This is a genomic window from Pseudomonas sp. NY15437, from assembly GCF_048068435.1.
Taxonomy (GTDB): domain Bacteria; phylum Pseudomonadota; class Gammaproteobacteria; order Pseudomonadales; family Pseudomonadaceae; genus Pseudomonas; species Pseudomonas nitroreducens_B.
Window position 1 is genome coordinate 58,302 of the sequence record NZ_JBLUQC010000006.1, and the last position, 21,373, is coordinate 79,674.

Genomic DNA, 21,373 nt, shown 5'->3' on the forward strand with positions numbered 1-21,373 from the left:
CATGGCTAGCATTCGTTCTCTTTCCTTCGACGCCATCATCGTGGGTGGCGGCGGCGCCGGCATGCGCGCTGCGCTGCAACTGGCCCAGGGCGGTCACAAGACTGCCGTGGTGACCAAGGTCTTCCCGACCCGTTCGCACACCGTATCCGCCCAGGGCGGCATCACCTGCGCCATCGCGTCGGCCGACCCGAACGACGATTGGCGCTGGCACATGTACGATACCGTCAAGGGCTCCGACTACATCGGTGACCAGGACGCTATCGAATACATGTGCTCCGTCGGCCCGGAAGCCGTGTTCGAGCTGGAACACATGGGCCTGCCGTTCTCCCGTACCGAGCAGGGCCGCATCTACCAGCGTCCGTTCGGTGGCCAGTCCAAGGACTTCGGCAAGGGTGGCCAGGCTGCCCGTACCTGTGCCGCGGCTGACCGTACCGGTCACGCACTGCTGCACACCCTCTATCAGGCCAACCTGAAGAACGGTACTTCCTTCCTTAATGAGTGGTACGCCGTTGACCTGGTGAAGAACCAGGACGGTCATGTGGTGGGCGTCATCGCCATCGACATCGAAACCGGCGACACCGTTTATATCCGTTCCAAAGCCGTGGTCCTGGCCACTGGCGGTGCCGGCCGTATCTACGCCTCCACCACCAACGCCCTGATCAACACCGGTGACGGCATCGGCATGGCCCTGCGCGCTGGCGTACCGGTGCAGGACATCGAGATGTGGCAGTTCCACCCGACCGGCATCGCCGGCGCTGGTGTACTGGTCACCGAAGGTTGCCGCGGTGAAGGCGGTTACCTGATCAACGCCCATGGCGAGCGCTTCATGGAGCGTTACGCTCCGAACGCCAAGGACCTGGCCGGCCGCGACGTGGTTGCCCGTTCCATGGTGAAGGAAGTGATCGCCGGCAACGGCGTGGGCCCGAACAAGGACCACGTACTGCTGAAGCTCGACCACCTCGGCGAAGAAGTTCTGCACAGCCGCCTGCCCGGCATCTGCGAACTGTCCAAGACCTTCGCCCACGTCGACCCGGTTGTCGCTCCGATCCCGGTTATCCCGACCTGCCATTACATGATGGGCGGCGTTGCCACCAACATTCATGGCCAGGCCCTGACCATGGACGCCAACGGCAACGAGCAGATCGTCGAAGGCCTGTTCGCCGTAGGCGAAGTGGCTTGCGTATCGGTACACGGCGCCAACCGCCTGGGCGGCAACTCGCTGCTCGACCTGGTGGTATTCGGTCGCGCCACCGGTCTGCACCTGGAGAAGGCGCTCAAGGATGGTATCGAGCACCGCCAGGCTTCCGAGTCCGACCTGGAGTCCGCGTTCAAGCGCCTGAACGGCGTGAACGAGCGCACCAGCGGCGAAGAAGTCGCTCCGCTCAAGCGCGAGCTGCAATCCTGCATGCAGAACTACTTCGGTGTGTTCCGTACCGGCGAATACATGCAGAAAGGTATCGCTCAGCTGGCTGATCTGCGTGAGCGTATCGCTACCGTCAAGATCAACGACAAGAGCCAGGCATTCAACACGGCGCGTATCGAAGCGCTGGAACTGCAGAACCTCCTCGAAGTGGCCGAAGCCACTGCGATTGCGGCCGAAGCCCGCAAAGAGTCCCGCGGCGCGCATGCCCGTGAAGACTTCGAGGAGCGCGACGACGAGAACTGGCTGTGCCACACCCTGTACTTCCCGGGTGAGAAGCGCGTTGCCAAGCGTGCCGTCAACTTCGCGCCGAAAACTGTTCCGGCATTCGAACCCAAGGTTCGTACTTACTAAGGGTGCCCGCCATGTTGCAAGTGAGTGTTTACCGCTACAACCCTGAGAAGGACGCTGCACCGTACATGCAGGACTTCCAGGTCAATACCGACGGCAAGGACATCATGGTCCTGGACGTACTGGCGCTGATCAAGGAACAGGACGAGGGCTTCTCCTACCGTCGTTCCTGCCGTGAAGGCGTGTGCGGCTCCGACGGCATGAACATCAACGGCAAGAACGGCCTGGCCTGCATCACCCCCCTGTCGGCCGCTGGCCTGAAGGGCGGCAAGCTGGTTCTGCGTCCGCTGCCGGGCCTGCCGGTCATTCGTGACCTGGTCGTCGATATGCGCATCTTCTACAAGCAGTACGAGAGCGTGAAGCCGTTCCTGCAGAACAAATATGCAGCGCCGGCCATCGAACGTCTGCAAAGCCCGGAAGAGCGCGAGAAGCTGGACGGTCTGTACGAGTGCATCCTGTGCGCCTGCTGCTCGACCTCCTGCCCGTCGTTCTGGTGGAACCCCGACAAGTTCCTGGGTCCCGCTGCACTGCTGCAAGCCTATCGCTTCCTGGCCGACAGCCGTGACACCGAAACCCAGGCGCGCCTGGCGAGCCTGGATGACCCGTTCAGCGTCTTCCGCTGCCGCGGGATCATGAACTGCGTGAACGTCTGCCCGAAGGGTCTGAACCCCACCAAGGCAATCGGTCACATCCGTAACATGCTGCTGCAGAGCGGCACCTGATCCGCGGCTTCGGCCAAGGATCCTGTAACGAGCGACACCTGTGCCGCCGGAACATTGTCCGGCGGTACAGTCCTTAGGACCCAAGCCCACAAAGCGGGGGTCCTGTTTTGAAAACGTATATATGACCAGCAGGGGCATCCGGGCTGGTACCCGGACTATCTGCGGGAATCGGTGGCTTGGAGTCGCTGTGTATGACTTCGCGCCAGAGATTCCACAGGTGGAGTCCCCTTACCGAGGGTGACCAAGCATGCACGAAAGCGTAATGCAGCGGATGTGGAACAGTGCCCATCTATCCGGTGGAAACGCTGCCTACGTCGAAGAGCTCTACGAGCTCTACCTGCACGACCCGAACGCTGTGCCAGAAGAGTGGCGCACGTACTTCCAGAAGCTTCCCGCCGACGGCAATCCCGCCCCCGACGTCTCGCATTCCTCTATCCGTGATCATTTCGTACTCCTGGCCAAGAACCAGCGCCGCGCTGCGCCTGTTTCCGCTGGCAGCGTAAGCACCGAGCACGAGAAGAAGCAGGTTGAAGTCCTGCGTCTGATCCTGGCATACCGTCTGCGCGGCCATCAGGCGGCATCGCTCGATCCGCTGGGTCTCTGGGTGCGTACCGCTCCCTCCGATCTGTCGCTCGAACACTACGGGCTTACTGCTGCAGACCTCGACACCACCTTCCGTACCGGTGAGCTCTACATCGGCAAGGAAGAGGCGACCCTGCGTGAAATCATCGATGCGCTGAAGCAGACCTACTGCAGCACCATCGGCGCCGAGTTCATGCACATCGTCGATTCCGAGCAGCGCCACTGGTTCGCCCAGCGCCTGGAAAGCGTGCGCGGCCGTCCGGCTTATTCCGCCGACGCCCGTTCGCACCTGCTCGAGCGCCTGACCGCAGCCGAAGGCCTGGAAAAGTACCTGGGCACCAAGTACCCGGGCACCAAACGTTTCGGCCTGGAAGGCGGCGAGAGCCTGATTCCGATGGTCGACGAGATCATCCAGCGCTCCGGCTCCTACGGCGTCAAGGAAATCGTCATCGGCATGGCCCACCGCGGCCGTCTGAACGTCCTGGTCAACACCCTGGGCAAGAACCCGCGCGACCTCTTCGACGAGTTCGAAGGCAAGAAACTGGTCGAGCTGGGCTCGGGTGACGTGAAGTACCACCAGGGCTTCTCCTCCAACGTCATGACCACCGGCGGCGAAGTCCACCTCGCCCTGGCGTTCAACCCCTCGCACCTGGAAATCGTTTCCCCGGTGGTCGAGGGCTCGGTACGCGCCCGCCAGGACCGTCGCAAGGACGGCAGCGGCGACAAGGTCGTGCCGATCTCCATCCACGGCGATGCCGCCTTCGCGGGGCAGGGCGTGGTCATGGAGACCTTCCAGATGTCGCAGACCCGTGCTTACAAGACGGGCGGCACCATCCACATCGTGATCAACAACCAGGTGGGCTTCACCACCAGCCGCCAGGACGACGCTCGTTCCACCGAGTACGCGACCGACGTGGCGAAGATGATCCAGGCGCCGATCTTCCATGTGAACGGCGACGATCCGGAAGCGGTCCTGTTCGTGACCCAACTGGCCGTCGACTACCGCATGCAGTTCAAGCGTGACGTGGTCATCGACCTGGTCTGCTACCGCCGTCGCGGCCACAACGAGGCCGACGAGCCGAGCGGCACCCAGCCGCTGATGTACCAGCAGATCGCCAAGCAGCGCACCACCCGTGACCTGTATGCCGACGCGCTGATCGCCGCCGGTGTGCAGACCGCCGAGCAGGCCCAGGAGAAGGTCGACGAATACCGCGACGCTCTCGACAACGGCCAGCACGTGGTGAAGAGCCTGGTGAAGGAGCCCAACAAGGAGCTCTTCGTCGACTGGCGTCCGTACGTGGGCCATGCCTGGACCGCGCGCCACGACACCCGCTTCGACCTGAAGACCCTGCAGGACCTCTCGGCCAAGCTGCTGGAGACTCCGGACGGCTTCGTCATGCAGCGTCAGGTACAGAAGATCTACGAAGACCGCGCGAAGATGTCTGCCGGTGGCATGCCGATCAACTGGGGCTTCGCCGAGAATCTGGCCTACGCCACCCTGCTGTTCGAAGGTCACCCGGTACGCATGACCGGTCAGGACGTCGGCCGCGGCACCTTCTCGCACCGCCACGCGGCGCTGCACAACCAGAAGGACGACTCGGTCTACATCCCGCTGGCCAACCTGTTCGACGGTCAGCCGCGCGTCAGCCTGTACGACTCCTACCTCTCGGAAGAAGCCGTCCTGGCCTTCGAATACGGCTACGCCACCACCATGCCGAACGCACTGGTGATCTGGGAAGCCCAGTTCGGTGACTTCGCCAACGGTGCGCAGGTCGTGATCGACCAGTTCATCACCAGCGGTGAAACCAAATGGCAACGCCTGTGTGGTCTGACCATGCTGCTGCCGCACGGTTACGAAGGCCAGGGTCCGGAGCACTCCTCCGCGCGCCTGGAGCGTTACCTGCAGCTGTGTGCTGAGCAGAACATCCAGGTCTGCGTGCCGACTACCCCGGCCCAGGTCTACCACATGCTGCGCCGTCAGGTGATCCGTCCGCTGCGCAAGCCGCTGATCGTGATGACGCCGAAGTCGCTGCTGCGTCACAAGCTGGCCATCTCGACCCTGGAAGATCTGGCCAACGGCTCGTTCCAGACCGTGATCGGCGAGATCGACAACCTGGACCCGAAGAAGGTCGACCGCATCGTGCTGTGCAGCGGCAAGGTGTACTACGACCTGCTGGAGAAGCGCCGTGCCGAAGGCCGCGAGAACATCGCGATCGTTCGTATCGAGCAGCTGTATCCGTTCCCGGAAGACGACCTGGCGGAGGTCCTGTCGCAGTACAAGAACCTCAAGCACATCGTCTGGTGCCAGGAAGAGCCGATGAACCAGGGCGCCTGGTTCTGCTCGCAGCATCACATGCGTCGTGTCATCGCCGCGCACAAGAAAGGTCTCAACCTGGAATACGCGGGCCGCGAAGGCTCGGCAGCTCCGGCTTGCGGCTACGCTTCGATGCACGCCGAGCAGCAGGAAAAACTGCTGCAGGACGCCTTCACCGTTTAACGCCAACGCGCAGTTGATACCGAATTTAAGGAAACACACATAATGGCTATCGAAATCAAAGCCCCAACCTTCCCGGAATCGGTTGCCGACGGCACCGTCGCAACCTGGCACAAGAAGGTCGGTGAAGCCGTCAAGCGTGACGAACTGATCGTCGACATCGAGACCGACAAGGTCGTGATCGAAGTACTGGCCGAGGCCGACGGCGTGCTGGCTGAGATCGTCAAGAACGAAGGCGACACCGTTCTCTCCAACGAACTGCTGGGCAAGCTGAGCGAAGGCGGTGCTGCCGCTGCCGCTCCGGCTGCTGCCGCCGCTCCTGCTGCCGCCCCGGCCGCTGCTGCGCCGGCTGCCGCCGCTGCCGACGACAACATCCTCTCGCCGGCCGCCCGCAAGCTGGCCGAAGAGAATGGCATCGACCCGAACAGCCTGGCCGGCACCGGCAAGGGCGGTCGTGTGACCAAGGAAGACGTCGTTGCCGCCGTTGAAGCCAAGAAGAACGCCCCGGCTGCCGCTCCGGCCGCCAAGGCTGCTGCGCCGGCTGCCGCCGCCGCTCCGGTGTTCGCCGCTGGCGACCGCGTTGAGAAGCGCGTGCCGATGACCCGCCTGCGCGCCAAGGTTGCCGAGCGTCTGGTCGAAGCCCAGTCCTCCATGGCCATGCTGACGACTTTCAACGAAGTCAACATGAAGCCGATCATGGACCTGCGCAACAAGTACAAGGACCTGTTCGAGAAGAAGCACAACGGCGTCCGCCTGGGCTTCATGTCCTTCTTCGTCAAGGCCGCCACCGAAGCCCTGAAGCGCTTCCCGGGCGTCAACGCGTCGATCGACGGCAACGACATCGTCTACCACGGCTACCAGGACATCGGTGTGGCAGTTTCCAGCGACCGCGGTCTGGTCGTACCGGTTCTGCGTAACGCCGAGTTCATGAGCCTGGCCGAGATCGAGAACGGCATCGCCACCTTCGGCAAGAAAGCCAAAGACGGCAAGCTGTCCATCGAAGACATGACCGGCGGTACTTTCACCATTTCCAACGGTGGCGTATTCGGTTCCCTGCTGTCGACTCCGATCGTCAACCCGCCGCAGACCGCCATCCTCGGCATGCACAAGATCCAGGAACGCCCCATGGCCGTTAACGGCCAGGTGGTCATCCTGCCGATGATGTACCTGGCGCTGTCCTACGATCACCGCATGATCGATGGCAAGGAAGCGGTCAGCTTCCTGGTCACCATGAAGGATCTGCTGGAAGATCCGGCTCGCCTGCTGCTGGACGTCTGATACGTCAGTTCACACGACGGCCCCGTACTACACGACGGCCCCGAAAGGGGCCGTCCGCTTCACCGGAATAAGGATTGAGACATGAGCCAGAAATTCGACGTGGTTGTGATTGGTGCCGGCCCCGGCGGCTACGTAGCCGCCATCCGTGCCGCCCAACTCGGCCTGAAGACCGCTTGCATCGAGAAGTACATCGGTAAAGAGGGCAAGGTCGCTCTCGGCGGTACCTGCCTGAACGTAGGCTGCATTCCGTCCAAGGCACTGCTGGACAGCTCCTGGAAGTACAAGGAAGCCAAAGAGGGCTTCGAAATTCACGGTATCTCCACCGGCGGCGTGAAGATGGACGTCCCGGCGATGGTTGCCCGCAAGGCCAACATCGTGAAGAACCTGACTGGCGGCATCGCTACCCTGTTCAAGGCCAACGGCGTGACCTCCTTCGAAGGCCACGGCAAGGTCCTGGCCAACAAGCAGGTCGAAGTGACCGGCCTGGACGGCAAGACCCAGGTCCTGGAAGCCGACAACATCATCATCGCATCGGGTTCCCGTCCGGTTGAAATCCCGCCGGCTCCGCTGACCGAAGACGTGATCGTCGACTCCACCGGGGCCCTGGAATTCCAGAGCGTACCGAAGAAGCTGGGCGTGATCGGCGCCGGCGTCATCGGCCTGGAGCTGGGTTCGGTCTGGGCTCGCCTGGGCGCGGAAGTCACCGTTCTGGAAGCCCTGGACAAGTTCCTCCCGGCTGCCGACGAGCAGATCGCCAAGGAAGCCCTGAAGACCCTGACCAAGCAAGGTCTGAACATCCGCCTGGGCGCCCGCGTCACCGGTTCGGAAGTGAAGAAGAAGCAGGTCACCGTGACCTTCACCGACGCCAACGGCGAGCAGAAGGAAACCTTCGACAAGCTGATCGTGGCCGTGGGCCGTCGCCCGGTCACCACCGACCTGCTGGCCGCCGACAGCGGCGTGACCCTGGACGAGCGTGGCTTCATCTACGTCGACGACCACTGCAAGACCAGCGTTCCGGGCGTCTACGCCATCGGTGACGTGGTTCGCGGTGCCATGCTCGCGCACAAGGCCTCGGAAGAGGGCGTGATGGTTGCCGAGCGCATCGCCGGCCACAAGGCCCAGATGAACTACGACCTGATTCCGTCGGTGATCTACACCCACCCGGAAATCGCATGGGTCGGCAAGACCGAGCAGCAGCTCAAGGGCGAAGGCGTCGAAGTCAACGTCGGTACCTTCCCGTTCGCCGCCAGCGGCCGCGCCATGGCTGCCAATGACACCACCGGTCTGGTCAAGGTCATCGCCGATGCCAAGACCGACCGCGTACTGGGCGTCCACGTGATCGGCCCGAGCGCCGCCGAGCTGGTTCAGCAAGGCGCGATCGGCATGGAATTCGGCACCAGTGCCGAAGACCTGGGCATGATGGTCTTCTCCCACCCGACTCTGTCCGAAGCGCTGCACGAAGCGGCCCTGGCGGTGAATGGCCACGCCATCCACATCGCCAACCGCAAGAAGCGCTAAGGAACGGGACCACGGCGGGGAGGGCGGCAGTCTTTTGCGAGGGGCTGCCTCCCACCCACCGGATCGTTTCTCCCCCGTGGGGGAACTCGGTCACAGGTGGCGTGGTGCCACGAGCGCCGCGCCGAATGCGCAATACCCAAGACGAAAACGGTAGACAAGCATGAATCTCCACGAATATCAGGGTAAGCAGCTGTTCGCTGAGTACGGCCTGCCCGTATCCAAGGGCTTCGCCGTCGACACACCCGAAGAGGCCGCAGAAGCCTGTGAAAAAATCGGTGGTACCGAGTGGGTCGTTAAGGCCCAGGTACACGCTGGTGGCCGCGGCAAAGCGGGCGGTGTGAAGCTGGTCAAGAGCAAAGAGGACGCCAAGGCGTTCGCCGCCAACTGGCTGGGCAAGCGTCTGGTGACCTACCAGACTGACGCCAATGGCCAGCCGGTCAGCAAGATCCTGGTGGAATCCTGCACCGACATCGACAAGGAGCTCTACCTGGGCGCCGTTGTCGACCGTTCCAGCCGTCGCATCGTCTTCATGGCCTCCACCGAAGGTGGCGTGGACATCGAGAAAGTTGCGCACGAGACCCCTGAGAAGATTCTGAAGGCCACCATCGATCCGCTGGTTGGCGCTCAGCCGTTCCAGGGCCGCGAGCTGGCCTTCCAGCTGGGCCTGAAGGGCGACCAGATCAAGCAGTTCACCCACATCTTCGTTGGCCTGGCCAAGCTGTTCCAGGACTACGACCTGGCACTGCTGGAAGTGAACCCGCTGGTGATCAAGAAAGACGGCAACCTGCACTGCCTGGACGCCAAGATCAACATCGACTCCAACGCCATGTACCGTCAGCCCAAGCTGCGCGCCATGCACGACCCGTCCCAGGACGACGCTCGTGAAGCCCATGCGCAGAAGTGGGAACTGAACTACGTCGCGCTGGAAGGCAACATCGGCTGCATGGTCAACGGCGCTGGCCTGGCCATGGGCACCATGGACATCGTCAACCTGCACGGCGGCAAGCCGGCCAACTTCCTCGACGTTGGCGGCGGTGCCACCAAAGAGCGCGTGACCGAAGCGTTCAAGATCATCCTGTCCGACAGCAACGTCGCTGCCGTTCTGGTGAACATCTTCGGCGGCATCGTTCGCTGCGACATGATTGCCGAAGGCATCATCGGCGCCGTGAAGGAAGTCGGCGTGAAAATCCCGGTTGTCGTTCGTCTGGAAGGCAACAACGCTGAGCTCGGCGCCAAGGTCCTGGCCGAGAGCGGTCTGAACATCATCGCGGCGACCAGCCTGACCGACGCTGCCCAGCAAGTCGTCAAGGCCGCGGAGGGTAAGTAATGAGCGTCCTGATCAATAAAGACACCAAAGTCATCTGCCAGGGCTTCACCGGCTCGCAGGGTACCTTCCACTCCGAACAAGCCATCGCCTACGGCACCAAGATGGTTGGCGGCGTGACCCCCGGCAAGGGCGGCACCACCCACCTCGGCCTGCCGGTGTTCAACACCGTCAAGGAAGCCGTGGAAGCCACCGGCGCTGACGCATCGGTCATCTACGTTCCGGCTCCGTTCTGCAAGGACTCGATCCTGGAAGCGGCCTTCGGCGGCATCAAGCTGATCGTCTGCATCACCGAAGGCATCCCGACCATCGACATGCTGGAAGCCAAGGTCAAGTGCGACGAGCTGGGCGTACGCCTGATCGGCCCGAACTGCCCGGGCGTGATCACTCCCGGCGAGTGCAAGATCGGCATCATGCCGGGTCACATCCACCTGCCGGGCAAGGTAGGCATCGTGTCGCGTTCCGGCACCCTGACCTACGAAGCCGTGAAGCAGACCACCGACGCCGGCTTCGGCCAGTCCACCTGCGTGGGCATCGGTGGTGACCCGATCCCGGGCTCCAACTTCATCGACATCCTGAAGCTGTTCCAGGAAGACCCGAAAACCGAAGCCATCGTCATGATCGGCGAAATCGGTGGTTCGGCCGAGGAAGAAGCCGCGGCCTACATCAAGGCCAACGTGACCAAGCCGGTGGTGTCCTACATCGCTGGTGTTACCGCACCGCCCGGCAAGCGCATGGGCCACGCGGGCGCCATCATCTCCGGTGGCAAGGGCACTGCGGACGAGAAGTTCGCCGCCCTGCAGGACGCTGGCGTGAAAACCGTGCGTTCCCTGGCTGACATCGGCAAGGCCCTGGCCGAGCTGACCGGCTGGGCGGTCAAGTAAGCGCCTCGCTGACTTAACCGTTCGTCAACAGAGGCCACCTTCGGGTGGCCTCTGTCGTTAGGGCGGCGTCTGAAAGAAGTGTCGTTCAGGCGACACCTACGTTCATTCCACGGACGATCTGACGTATGTCAGTGCAGCTCATCGGAATAGATCGTTAGGCTAGCAACTATATGAAGCGTCGCGTTCCCCACAAGGGAAGGCTCGCTCACCGTCCACTCCTACCCGGAGGCGACGGCGATTCCTGACCGTCATGGATGGCGGGATAAACAGAATGCAGGAGCAACCGGGCCACGAGCCCATGGAAAACCTCTGCTATCGGACTTCCAAGAACAAATCACCGTACCGATGACAGCAGCATCACAGGATGCCCAGGCTCGCCCCGCGTGAGTCGGCCCGTCCCGTCCGATGCGGCTTTGTCACGTCTGTACGGTCGATCTGCCTTGGGGGACCACAAAACCGTTTCAGCACTGTGGTATTTCCCTTCATGAACGTCTTGAAAGGCCAGGACATCCTGGCACTCGGTTTTATGACCTTCGCGCTGTTCGTCGGCGCGGGCAACATCATCTTCCCGCCGATCGTGGGCCTGCAGTCCGGGCCGCACGTGTGGATGGCCGCGCTGGGCTTCCTGATCACCGCGGTCGGCCTGCCGGTGATCACCGTCGTCGCCCTGGCCAAGGTGGGTGGCGCGATGGATACCCTGAGCCACCCGATCGGTCGCATCGCCGGCGGGCTGCTGGCGGCTGTCTGTTACCTGTCGGTCGGGCCGTTGTTCGCCACCCCGCGTACCGCCACCGTCTCCTTCGAAGTCGGCCTGGCGCCGCTGACGGGGGAGGGCGCACTGCCGCTGTTCCTCTACAGCCTGGTGTACTTCCTGATAGTGCTGGTGATCTCGCTGTATCCGGGCAAGCTGCTCGATACCGTCGGCCGCTTCCTCGCGCCGCTGAAGATCATCGCCCTGGCCGCGCTGGGCATCGCCGCCTTCATGCTGCCGGCCGGCCCCATCGGTACCGCTGAGCCGGCCTACCAAAGCGCCGCGTTCTCCCAGGGCTTCGTCAACGGTTATCTGACCATGGACACCCTCGGCGCGCTGGTCTTCGGCATCGTCATCGTCAACGCCATCCGCTCCCGGGGTGTGCAGTCGCCGCGCCTGATCACCCGGTACGCCATCATCGCCGGCCTGATCGCCGGCGTGGGCCTGGCGCTGGTGTACATCAGCCTGTTCCGCCTGGGCGCCGGCAGCCACGACATCGCCGCCGGTGCCAGCAACGGCGCTGCCGTCCTGCACGCCTACGTGCAGCACACCTTCGGCTCGCTGGGCAGCACCTTCCTCGCCGTGCTCATCGCGCTGGCCTGCCTGGTCACCGCGGTCGGCCTGACCTGCGCCTGCGCCGAGTACTTCTGCCGCATCCTGCCACTGTCGTACCGCAGCCTGGTGGTGATTCTTGCCGGCTTCTCGCTGCTGGTATCGAACCTGGGCCTGACCAAGCTCATCCAGTTCTCGATTCCGGTGCTGACCGCCATCTACCCGCCGTGCATCGTCCTGGTGGCGCTGAGCTTCTGCGCCAGCCTGTGGCGTTCGCAGACCCGCATCGTCGCCCCGGTCATGGTCGTCTCCTTCATCTTCGGCCTCATCGACGCGCTCAAGGGCGCCAAGCTCGATGCCTGGATGCCGGGCTGGATGGCGCACCTGCCGCTGGCCGAGCAAGGCCTCGCCTGGCTGATCCCCTCGGTCGCCATGCTGGCCGTGATGGTGGTGATCGACCGCCTGCTGGGCAAGCCCCAGGAAGCGATGGCCTGACACTCGTCGCGTCAACGAAAAAGGCCGCCCACGAGGCGGCCTTTTTCATGTCTGTAGGAGCGAGCTTGCTCGCGAACGGAGTCACCCAAGACGCTGGCATTGGGACGATTCGCGAGCAAGCTCGCTCCTACACTAATGGGGCTCGGGAAAGGGCTGGGGAGCCGTGTCTTTCTCCGTGCATCCGGCGTCTATCCGCCGCGTATTCCTTTAAAACTTCGCGCAAGGACCACCATGACCGACGTCGTCGACCTGTTCGACATCCAGTATTTCTGGAACCTGCTGGCCATCCTCTGGTTCCTCTTCTGCTGGATCGGCTACACCCGCTACGCCAAGACCAAGGCCCGCGACACCGCGTGCCTGGCCAGCGTGCTGCACCTCTACCGCCAGGACTGGATGCGCCGCGTGCTGCTGCGCGACAACCGCGTGGCGGACGCCAGCGTGATCGGCAACCTGGAGCGCAACGCCTCGTTCTTCGCCTCCAGCACGCTGATCATCCTCGCCGGCATCCTCACGCTGCTGGGCTCGGCGGAGCGCACGGTGTCGGTACTGGCCGACCTGCCTTTCGTCACGGCGCCGACCCGCGGATTGTCGGAGCTCAAGCTGCTGTGCCTGGCGGTGGTGTTCGTCTATGCGTTCTTCACCTTCAGCTGGTGCATGCGCCAGTACAACTTCGCAGCGGTGCTGATTGGCTCGGCGCCCATGGTGGGGGAGCGTAATGTCGGCGAGCTGGAGCGCAAGTCCTTCGCCGAACGCGCGGCGCGCGTGGTGTCGCTGGCGGCGCACCAGTTCAACCAGGGCCTGCGCACCTACTATTTCGGCCTGGCGATGCTGGCCTGGTTCATCAACCCGTGGATCTTCATGCTGGTCACGGCAGGTGTAGTGGGCGTGCTGTACCAGCGCGAATTCCACTCCAGCGTGCTCCACGTGATGGTCTACACGCCGACGCCCCAGGGCGACGCACCGCGGGACGCCGATATCCCTCCCAGCGGTTGAACACCCCGCGGCAGAAACGACAAGGCCCGCCATAGGCGGGCCTTGTGCTGTGCGGCAGAAGCGTTGTTACTGCTTCTGCTCGCCGCCGGCGGGCTCTTGCGGCGCGGTGGCCGGGGCAGCCGGAGTAGCCGGGGAGGCCTCGGGTGCCGGCGGCGTGGTCGGCGCCGGGGTTGCCGGCTGCTCGGTAGCAGCGGGCGCAGCCGGTGCTTTCGGCTCTTCTTTCTTATCGCAGGCGGCAAGGCCGAGGCCAGCGACGATCAGCAGAGCGAAGGGAAGGGTTTTTTTCATGCGGAGCCTCCATGTGCGGCTTTCCTGGTGTTAGCCCTTTGAGCAGAGGTTGTGTGAATTAGTTCAACCAATCTTCCGGCGCGCCGTCATTCCGACACTGCAGCGGTGACAACGGCCGGGGTATGATGCGGCCCCGTGCAGTCAATCGGTCGACCCCTCCCATGTCCGAAAACCCACTCCTGGAGCGCGCCCAGCGCTTCCTGTCGGCGCTGCGCCACTGCCAGTTGCTGGGCATCAGCGCGCACGCGGCGGATGCCTCCGGCCTCACCCTGCGGCTTCCCTACAGCGACGCCATCGTCGGCAACCCTGAAACCGGCGTGATCCACGGCGGCGCCATTACCACGCTGATGGACACCACCTGCGGCATTTCCACCGTCTGCGTGCTGCCGCAATTCGAGATCTGTCCGACCCTGGACCTGCGCATCGACTACATGCACCCGGCCGATCCGCACAAGGATGTCTACGGCTTTGCCGAATGCTACCGGGTGACCCCGAACATCATCTTCACCCGCGGCTATGCCTACCAGGACGACCCCAGCGAGCCCATCGCCCACGTGGTCGGTACCTTCATGCGCATGGGCAAGTCGGTCTCCGCCGGCGCGGTGAAGCGCGACGTCGACGGAGGGCAGGGATGAGCACGGTGAACATCGAGGCGATGGTGCGCGCGGCGCACGAGAGCAAGAACTACGACCCGCTGCTGGAAATGATCCCCTACGCCCGGCTGCTCGGTATTCGCTGCCTGCGCCTGGGCGACGACGCGATCTTCCACCTGCCGGCCAACCCCGACAACATCGGCAATCCGACGCTGCCGGCGCTGCATGGCGGGGTGATCGCCGGCTTCATGGAACATTCGGCGCTGCTGCACCTGCTGATGTTCATGGGCATCCCGCACATGCCCAAGATCATCGACTTCTCCATCGACTACCTGCGCGCAGGGCATTTCCGCGATACCTATGCGCAGTGCCAGGTCTGGCGCCAGGGCCGGCGCGTGGCCAACGTTGCCATTACCGCCTGGCAGACCACCCGCACCGAACCCATCGCCACCGCCCGCGCGCACTTCAAGGTCGACGGCGCCTGAATGGATACGCTGCTGATCCTGCTCGGCCTGCTGCTGATCCTCGCCGCCTACGTCTGGCTGATTGCCCGCGCCTTCGAGCGCAGCCTGTTCTGGGGGCTCGCCAGCCTGTTGCCGCCGTTGGCGTTGCTGTTTGTGCTGGTCCACTGGCGGCACGCGCGCAGCGCCGTCGCCCTCGGCGGCCTGGGCTGCATACCGCTGGTGGTGGGCCTGACCCTGCTCGCCAGCCAGGACAGCGCGCGCCTGGAGGCCATCCTGCGCCTGGAATGGCTCACGCCCGAGGCCGCCGCCAAGCCTGAGTTGGCGATCAACCTGCGGGGCGAGCTCAACGGCAAGCCGTTCGCCCCCGAGCAGGCCGAGTTCATCGACGGCGTGCTCAGCCTGCGCGAAGGGCAGGACTTCTATGCCCACCGGGAAGTCCAGGTACGCCTGGCCGCACCGGTCAGCGGCCCGGTCCGCCTGGATGTGCTGCCGGACGACAAGGGCCGCCTGCCGGAAATCGAAGTCAGCTGGCTCGCCCCAGGGCAGGACCTGCCCGAGGCGGTGCGCCTGCAACGCGGCTACAGCCTGCACCTGGACCTGACACCCAAGGCGCCCAACCGCATGGAAGGCGCTTTCCACCTGGTGTTGCCGGCGGACATGCAGACCACGTTGTCGGGCAACATCGAGGTCTTTACCGACCGTTTGCGCTACGTGAATGGCGACGTCGATACCCGCTTCGACTCCCGCGATACCTTGCGCCACGTGCTGCAGGATTACCTGCAGCGCCGCTTCGGCCGCCGCGATGTCGTCATCACCCGCCTGCCGGTGCTCGACACCCAGCGGGCGCCGCAGGATGTCCCGCTGGCCATCGAGGTCGCCGGTGAGGCGCAGGAACTGCAGGTGACGCTGGAGAAGAACCCCGCACGCGGCTGGGGTGTACGCGATGACCACTACCCGCGACTCAAGACTGCCGCTGCGACACCCGTGCCGGCGCACGTGGCCGCACCGGCGAGCGCACCGCTGCCGCCGGCGGCGGAAAGCGGCCAGTTGTCCCTGGAGCGTCTGCAGGGCAATCCGCAGCGCTACCTCAACCGCCGCATGCGCGTCACCACCGAGCGCGGGCGGGTCGCCGAAGGTGTCTTCGTCGGCCTGGATGCGGATGGGCGGATCGTCATCCGTCAGGTGATCGACGGTCCGGGCGAAGCCAGCTACACCCTGCGCCCCAGTGAAATCACCGACATCCAGCTGCCGGCACGCTAGAGCGCCCGCCGGCGCGCTGTCATCGGCGCGTCGGCGAATTTTCTCCAACCCCTTGAATTGGTTCGGGAAGCCCCCATCTCGCTGACATCGGCCGCATGACGCGGTATTTGTCATCCTCGGAGCGAGAAACAATGAGCGTGGAGACTCAAAAAGAAACACTGGGCTTCCAGACCGAAGTGAAGCAGCTGCTTCACCTGATGATTCATTCCCTGTATTCGAACAAGGAAATCTTCCTTCGCGAGCTGATTTCCAACGCCTCCGACGCGGCCGACAAGCTGCGTTTCGAGGCCCTGGCCAAGCCTGAGCTGCTCGAGGGCGGCGCCGAGCTGAAGATCCGAGTGAGCTTCGACAAGGACGCCAAGACCGTCACCCTCGACGACAACGGCATCGGCATGAGCCGCGAGGAAGTCATCGCGCACCTGGGCACCATCGCCAAGTCCGGCACCGCCGACTTCCTGAAGAACCTCTCCGGCGACCAGAAGAAGGACTCGCACCTGATCGGCCAGTTCGGCGTGGGCTTCTACAGCGCCTTCATCGTCGCCGACAAGGTGGATGTGTTCACCCGCCGTGCCGGCGCGCCGGCCAGCGAGGGCGTGCACTGGTCCTCCAAAGGCGAGGGCGAGTTCGAGGTCGCGACCATCGAGAAGGCCGAGCGCGGCACCCGCATCGTCCTGCACCTGAAAGATGGCGAGGATGAGTTCGCCGACGGCTGGCGCCTGCGCAACATCGTCAAGAAGTACTCCGACCACATCGCGCTGCCCATCGAACTGCCCAAAGAGCATTACGGCGAAGAGAAGGACAAGCCGGCCGAGACCGAGTGGGAAGTGGTCAACCGCGCCAGCGCCCTGTGGACCCGTCCGCGTACCGAGGTCAAGGACGAGGAATACCAGGAGTTCTACAAGCACATCGCCCATGACTTCGAGAACCCGCTGACCTGGAGCCACAACAAGGTCGAGGGCAAGCTCGAGTACACCTCGCTGCTGTACGTCCCGGCCCGCGCGCCGTTCGACCTGTACCACCGCGAGGCCCCGCGCGGCCTGAAGCTGTACGTGCAGCGCGTGTTCATCATGGACCAGGCCGACCAGTTCCTGCCGCTGTACCTGCGCTTCATCAAGGGCGTGGTGGACTCCAACGACCTGTCGCTGAACGTCTCCCGCGAAATCCTGCAGTCCGGCCCCATCGTCGATTCGATGAAGTCCGCGCTGACCAAGCGCTCCCTGGACATGCTGGAAAAACTGGCGAGCAATGACGCCGAAGCCTACAAGGGCTTCTGGAAGAACTTCGGCCAGGTGCTGAAGGAAGGCCCCGCCGAGGACTTCGCCAACAAGGACAAGATCGCCGGCCTGCTGCGCTTCTCCTCCACCAGCGACGAGAGCGGCGAGCAGAGCGTTGCCCTGGCTGACTATGTCGGTCGCCTGAAGGAAGGCCAGGACAAGATCTACTACCTCACCGGCGAGAGCTACGCCCAGGTGAAGAACAGTCCGCACCTGGAAGTCTTCCGCAAGAAAGGCATCGAAGTGCTGCTGCTGACCGACCGCATCGACGAGTGGCTGATGAGCTACCTGCCCGAATTCGACGGCAAGCAACTGGTCGATGTCGCCCGGGGCGACCTGGACCTGGGCAGCCTGGACTCCGAAGAGGACAAGAAGGCCCAGGAAGAGATCGCCAAGGCCAAAGAAGGCCTGGCCGAGCGCCTGAAGGCCGCGCTGGGTGACGAAGTCGCCGAGGTGCGCGTGTCCCATCGCCTGACCGATTCGCCGGCGATCCTCGCCATCGGCGAACAGGACTTGGGCCTGCAGATGCGCCAGATTCTCGAAGCCAGCGGGCAGAAGGTGCCGGAAGCCAAGCCGATCTTCGAGTTCAACCCGGCCCACCCGCTGATCGAGAAGCTCGATGCGGAAGCCGACGAAGACCGCTTCGGCGAACTGACCCACATCCTCTTCGACCAGGCCGCCCTGGCCGCGGGGGACAGCCTGAAGGACCCGGCCGCCTACGTGCGCCGCCTGAACAAGCTGCTGGTGGAGCTCTCCGCCTAAGGGCCCGCCGGGCTTGAGCCAACGCCACGATTTCAGTGCTGGAATCGTGGCGTTTTTCGTTGCGCTGTACTGGGCCAGATGCAGCGCATGTTGACTTGGCGTGGACAGGAGATGCCGCGCCAAACGGGAGAAAGGAATGACACCTTCCAACGAGAGGGCGACCGGTGCCTTCGACGACGTCGATCTCGACGGATTCTGGGACGATGGCGACTATTCGCTCAGCCACTACACGGAACCTGCACCGAGCGACGAGCTGATCGCACAGATCGAGGCGGCGTTCGGCTATCGCCTGCCCGATGCCTACGTCGAGCTGGCTCGCTTGCGCAACGGCGGTTGCGTCCAACGGTGCTGCTACCCGATGACCGAACCGACCTGCTGGGCCGAGGACCACATCGCCATTACCGGTCTCTACGCCATCGGGCACACGGCGACCTATTCCCTGGGCGGTGCCCTCGGGTCGGCGTTCATGCGCGCCGAGTGGGGCTATCCCGACATCGGTATCGCCATCGCCAATACCCCCAGCGCCGGCCACGAAATGATCATGCTCGACTACCGCCAATGCGGGCCGCAGGGCGAGCCGCGGGTGGTGCATGTCGACCAGGAGGCCGACTATGCGATCACCGAGGTCGCGCCGGATTTTGCGACCTTCATTCGCGGGCTGGTCAGTGAGGACGACTTCAACGACGACGCGGAAACCCTCGAGGCGGACCTGGCGACCGTACAGCGCGGCACGCTGTCGCCGATCCTGCGCCGCGCGCTGGAGGCTGCGGCGGGCGAACTGCCCGACGGCGAGCGGCACATCCGCTCCCTGGCCGAGCGAATCGTGCGCGCCAAGGGCTTCTTCGCCTTGCATGCCGACGCGGATTCCCATCTGATGTACGACGCCATGTTCTGGCTGTTCTCGCACCTCAAGCTCGCCCAATCGTACGACGATTTCCATGACTGCTCCCGCGAGCAAAGCGATTACCGGCGCCCCTGCTACACGCTGATGCTGACCACCAGCTACGTGGCCGACCCCTACGGATTCTGCACCGGCGGCTATGCCCCCGGCTTCCTGCGGGACTGGTGGGATGCACGGCTGGCCGCCGGCAGTATCGTTCACAGCGATGGCGGCTACCGTTTCGAGGCGGACTATGCGGCCCGCCTGGTCCGCAGCTTGCTGGCGATAGAGGCGCCGTCCTGAGAGTCACCCACGCAGGGATCACCTGCCCAACGTCGAGATTGTCCAATACGGTCAATCCCGGTTCGCTATGCTTCTCCCGCATTTACCAGAGGACTACCCCCATGAGTCAGATCAGCGTGCAACCCGTCGCCTACACCCAGGACGGCGTGTCCTTCGAGGGTCAGTTGGTATTCGATGCTGCCAGCACGGCGCCGCGCCCCGGCCTGCTGATGGCGCCGAACTGGATGGGCGTCAGCCAGGGCGCCGTGGATATCGCCCGCCAGGTCGCCGAGCGCGGCTACGTGGTGCTGGTGGCGGACCTGTATGGCAAGGATATTCGCCCCAACGGCACGGAGCAGGCCGCTGCCGCGATGATGCCGCTCAAGAATGATCGCGCGCTGCTGCGCAAGCGCATGCAGCTGTCGCTGGCGACCCTGCTGCAGCAGGCGGGCAAGGCTCCGCTGGACACCACCCGGCTGGCCACCTTCGGCTTCTGCTTCGGCGGCTGCTGCGCCCTGGAGCTGGCCCGCGACGGCGCGCCGCTGGCGGCTGCGGTGTCCTTCCATGGCACCCTGGATACGCCGAACCCGACCGATGCGAAGAACATCAAGGGCTCGGTGCTGGTCCTCGACGGCGCCATCGACCCCTTCGTCCCGCGCGAGCAATTGACCGCGTTCGCCAAGGAAATGATCGACGCCAACGTCGATTGGGCGCTGACCAGCTACGGCGGCGCCGCACATTCCTTCACCGACCCCCATGCGCAGATCCCAGGCAAGATGCAGTACGACGCCAAGGTGGCGCGCCGCGCCTTCGCCGCCATGTTCGACCTGCTGGACGAGCGCTTCGGCGGCTGATCGGCCCAGGCATGAAAAAGCCCGGCGTCGGCCGGGCTTTTTCATGGGCGAATGACTCAGGAGGAGTGTGGTGCAGGGTGCGCCGTGCCTTCGTCCGCGCGATAGCCCTTGGCACCGAACCAGACGATGTACAGGTAGCACACCAGCGGCACGGCGAAGGAGGGCAGCAGGCCGACGCGGTCGGCGAAGAAGGCCTGCACCAGCGGCATGACCGCGCCGCCGACGATGGCCATGCAGAGCAGCCCCGAACCCTTGCTGGTGAGGTTGCCCAGGCCCTCCAGAGCAAGCGAGAAGATGGTGGGGAACATGATCGAGTTGAACAGGCCGATGAGGATCAGCGCCCACATCGCCACATGCCCGCCGACGCTCAGCGCGATGCCGATCAGCACGGCAATGGCCACGGCGTTGAAGGCCAGCAGGCGATTCGGGGCGATGCTGCGCATCAGCGCGCTGCCGACGAAGCGGCCCACCATCGCGCCGCCCCAGTAGAACGACAGGTACTTGCCGGCCTGCTCGGCGGGCAGCCCGGCGATGTCCGGCTGGCCCATCAGACTGACCAGGTAGCTGCCGATGGAGACCTCGGCGCCGACGTAGCAGAAGATCGCGATGACCCCGAACACCAGGTGACGGTGGGCGAGGATCGACTGTCGCCCGGCCACGCCATCGGTGGGCTCGCCATGATGGATCCTGGGCAGGCGGAACAGCGCGATCAGCACGGCGATGGCGAACAGCAGGCCGGCCAGCACCAGGTACGGCGTCTTCACCGAATCGGCCTCGCTGGCGGCGGACCCGCCGAGCTGCGACGCGGCACCGGCGCCGATGGCGAGGATGGTCAGCGAGCCCACCAGCGGGCCGACCGTGGTGCCCAGCGAGTTGAAGGCCTGGGTCAGGTTCAGCCGGCTGGCCGCGGTGGACGCCGGGCCAAGAACGTTGACGTAGGGGTTGGCCGCTACCTGCAGCAAGGTGATGCCCGAGGCGAGAATGAACAGCGCCGCCAGGAAGAACGCATAGGACTTCGCGCCTGCCGCCGGGTAGAACAGCAGGCAGCCGACGCCGGCGGTGGCCAGGCCGACGATGATTCCGGTCTTGTAGCCGACCTTTTCCACCAGCCTGCCGGAGGGGAAGGACATGATGAAGTAGGCGCCGAAGAAGCAGAACTGGATCAGCGAGGCCTCCACGTAGGACAGGGTGAAGACCGCCTTCAGGTGCGGTACCAGGATGTCGTTGAGCGAGGTGATCAGGCCCCACATGAAGAACAGCAGGGTCAGCACGATCAGGGCGCTGGTGTGGCGGGTAGCGGGCGACTGGTCCATCACGGACTCCTTGGGCCAGAAGGGGTGGGCTTGCCGGTG

General features: G+C 64.2%; 17 protein-coding genes. 15 read left to right on the forward strand and 2 right to left on the reverse strand.

What is annotated here, in order from left to right; all coding sequences use genetic code 11:
• The first annotated feature begins 1 nt into the window (after position 1).
• The 9 genes from sdhA (at position 2) to ACNFIA_RS15305 (ending at position 13,364) form a co-directional block, all read left to right on the forward strand.
• Positions 2-1,774 (forward strand): succinate dehydrogenase flavoprotein subunit, encoded by a 1,773-nt coding sequence (sdhA, locus tag ACNFIA_RS15265; RefSeq protein WP_254475730.1) that lies wholly within the window; start codon positions 2-4, stop codon positions 1,772-1,774.
• 11 nt (positions 1,775-1,785) lie between these two features.
• A complete protein-coding gene (locus ACNFIA_RS15270; RefSeq protein ID WP_259754402.1) occupies positions 1,786-2,493 on the forward strand; it encodes a succinate dehydrogenase iron-sulfur subunit in 708 nt (235 codons plus the stop codon).
• A 247-nt stretch (positions 2,494-2,740) separates the two neighbouring features.
• The gene (locus ACNFIA_RS15275; protein WP_259754403.1) at positions 2,741-5,572 is read left to right on the forward strand and encodes a 2-oxoglutarate dehydrogenase E1 component; all 2,832 of its coding nucleotides are present in this window, start codon (positions 2,741-2,743) and stop codon (positions 5,570-5,572) included.
• Between the two features lie 42 nt (positions 5,573-5,614).
• Positions 5,615-6,847, forward strand: a complete 1,233-nt coding sequence (gene odhB, locus ACNFIA_RS15280) for a 2-oxoglutarate dehydrogenase complex dihydrolipoyllysine-residue succinyltransferase (RefSeq protein WP_259754404.1) — start codon at positions 5,615-5,617, stop codon at positions 6,845-6,847.
• An 81-nt stretch (positions 6,848-6,928) separates the two neighbouring features.
• A complete protein-coding gene (lpdA, locus tag ACNFIA_RS15285) occupies positions 6,929-8,365 on the forward strand; it encodes a dihydrolipoyl dehydrogenase (protein ID WP_259754405.1) in 1,437 nt (478 codons plus the stop codon).
• A 160-nt stretch (positions 8,366-8,525) separates the two neighbouring features.
• A complete protein-coding gene (gene sucC, locus ACNFIA_RS15290) occupies positions 8,526-9,692 on the forward strand; it encodes an ADP-forming succinate--CoA ligase subunit beta (RefSeq protein ID WP_259754406.1) in 1,167 nt (388 codons plus the stop codon).
• Entirely contained in the window at positions 9,692-10,573 is an 882-nt protein-coding gene (gene sucD / locus ACNFIA_RS15295) for a succinate--CoA ligase subunit alpha (protein WP_207883052.1), read from the forward strand. Before sucC ends, sucD begins: the two co-directional genes overlap by 1 nt.
• Before the next feature lie 484 nt (positions 10,574-11,057).
• Positions 11,058-12,371, forward strand: coding sequence for a branched-chain amino acid transport system II carrier protein (gene brnQ, locus ACNFIA_RS15300; RefSeq protein ID WP_259754408.1), 1,314 nt, complete (start codon positions 11,058-11,060; stop codon positions 12,369-12,371).
• Positions 12,372-12,602: 231 nt separating this feature from the next.
• A complete protein-coding gene (locus ACNFIA_RS15305; protein WP_416786231.1) occupies positions 12,603-13,364 on the forward strand; it encodes a DUF599 domain-containing protein in 762 nt (253 codons plus the stop codon).
• Between the two features lie 66 nt (positions 13,365-13,430).
• Here ACNFIA_RS15305 and ACNFIA_RS15310 read toward each other — a convergent pair whose 3' ends face one another.
• The gene (locus ACNFIA_RS15310; RefSeq protein WP_259754410.1) at positions 13,431-13,652 is read right to left on the reverse strand and encodes a hypothetical protein; all 222 of its coding nucleotides are present in this window, start codon (positions 13,650-13,652) and stop codon (positions 13,431-13,433) included.
• A 161-nt stretch (positions 13,653-13,813) separates the two neighbouring features.
• Here ACNFIA_RS15310 and ACNFIA_RS15315 point away from each other — a divergent pair, with 161 nt between their 5' ends.
• The 6 genes from ACNFIA_RS15315 (at position 13,814) to ACNFIA_RS15340 (ending at position 20,021) form a co-directional block, all read left to right on the forward strand.
• The gene (locus tag ACNFIA_RS15315) at positions 13,814-14,287 is read left to right on the forward strand and encodes a PaaI family thioesterase (protein WP_259754411.1); all 474 of its coding nucleotides are present in this window, start codon (positions 13,814-13,816) and stop codon (positions 14,285-14,287) included.
• Entirely contained in the window at positions 14,284-14,730 is a 447-nt protein-coding gene (locus ACNFIA_RS15320) for a PaaI family thioesterase (protein ID WP_259754413.1), read from the forward strand. The genes ACNFIA_RS15315 and ACNFIA_RS15320 overlap by 4 nt, the downstream gene beginning before the upstream one ends.
• Positions 14,731-15,969, forward strand: coding sequence for an MFS transporter (locus ACNFIA_RS15325; protein ID WP_416786234.1), 1,239 nt, complete (start codon positions 14,731-14,733; stop codon positions 15,967-15,969).
• Between the two features lie 131 nt (positions 15,970-16,100).
• Positions 16,101-18,005 carry a molecular chaperone HtpG gene (htpG, locus tag ACNFIA_RS15330; protein WP_259754416.1) on the forward strand — a complete coding sequence of 635 codons (1,905 nt, stop codon included), beginning with the start codon at positions 16,101-16,103 and terminating at the stop codon, positions 18,003-18,005.
• Between the two features lie 136 nt (positions 18,006-18,141).
• Positions 18,142-19,188 (forward strand): SMI1/KNR4 family protein, encoded by a 1,047-nt coding sequence (locus ACNFIA_RS15335; protein ID WP_416786236.1) that lies wholly within the window; start codon positions 18,142-18,144, stop codon positions 19,186-19,188.
• A gap of 101 nt (positions 19,189-19,289) precedes the next feature.
• Positions 19,290-20,021 (forward strand): dienelactone hydrolase family protein, encoded by a 732-nt coding sequence (locus ACNFIA_RS15340; RefSeq protein WP_416786239.1) that lies wholly within the window; start codon positions 19,290-19,292, stop codon positions 20,019-20,021.
• Between the two features lie 56 nt (positions 20,022-20,077).
• Here ACNFIA_RS15340 and ACNFIA_RS15345 read toward each other — a convergent pair whose 3' ends face one another.
• The gene (locus ACNFIA_RS15345) at positions 20,078-21,334 is read right to left on the reverse strand and encodes a sugar MFS transporter (protein WP_416786242.1); all 1,257 of its coding nucleotides are present in this window, start codon (positions 21,332-21,334) and stop codon (positions 20,078-20,080) included.
• Between the last annotated feature and the right edge of the window lie 39 nt (positions 21,335-21,373).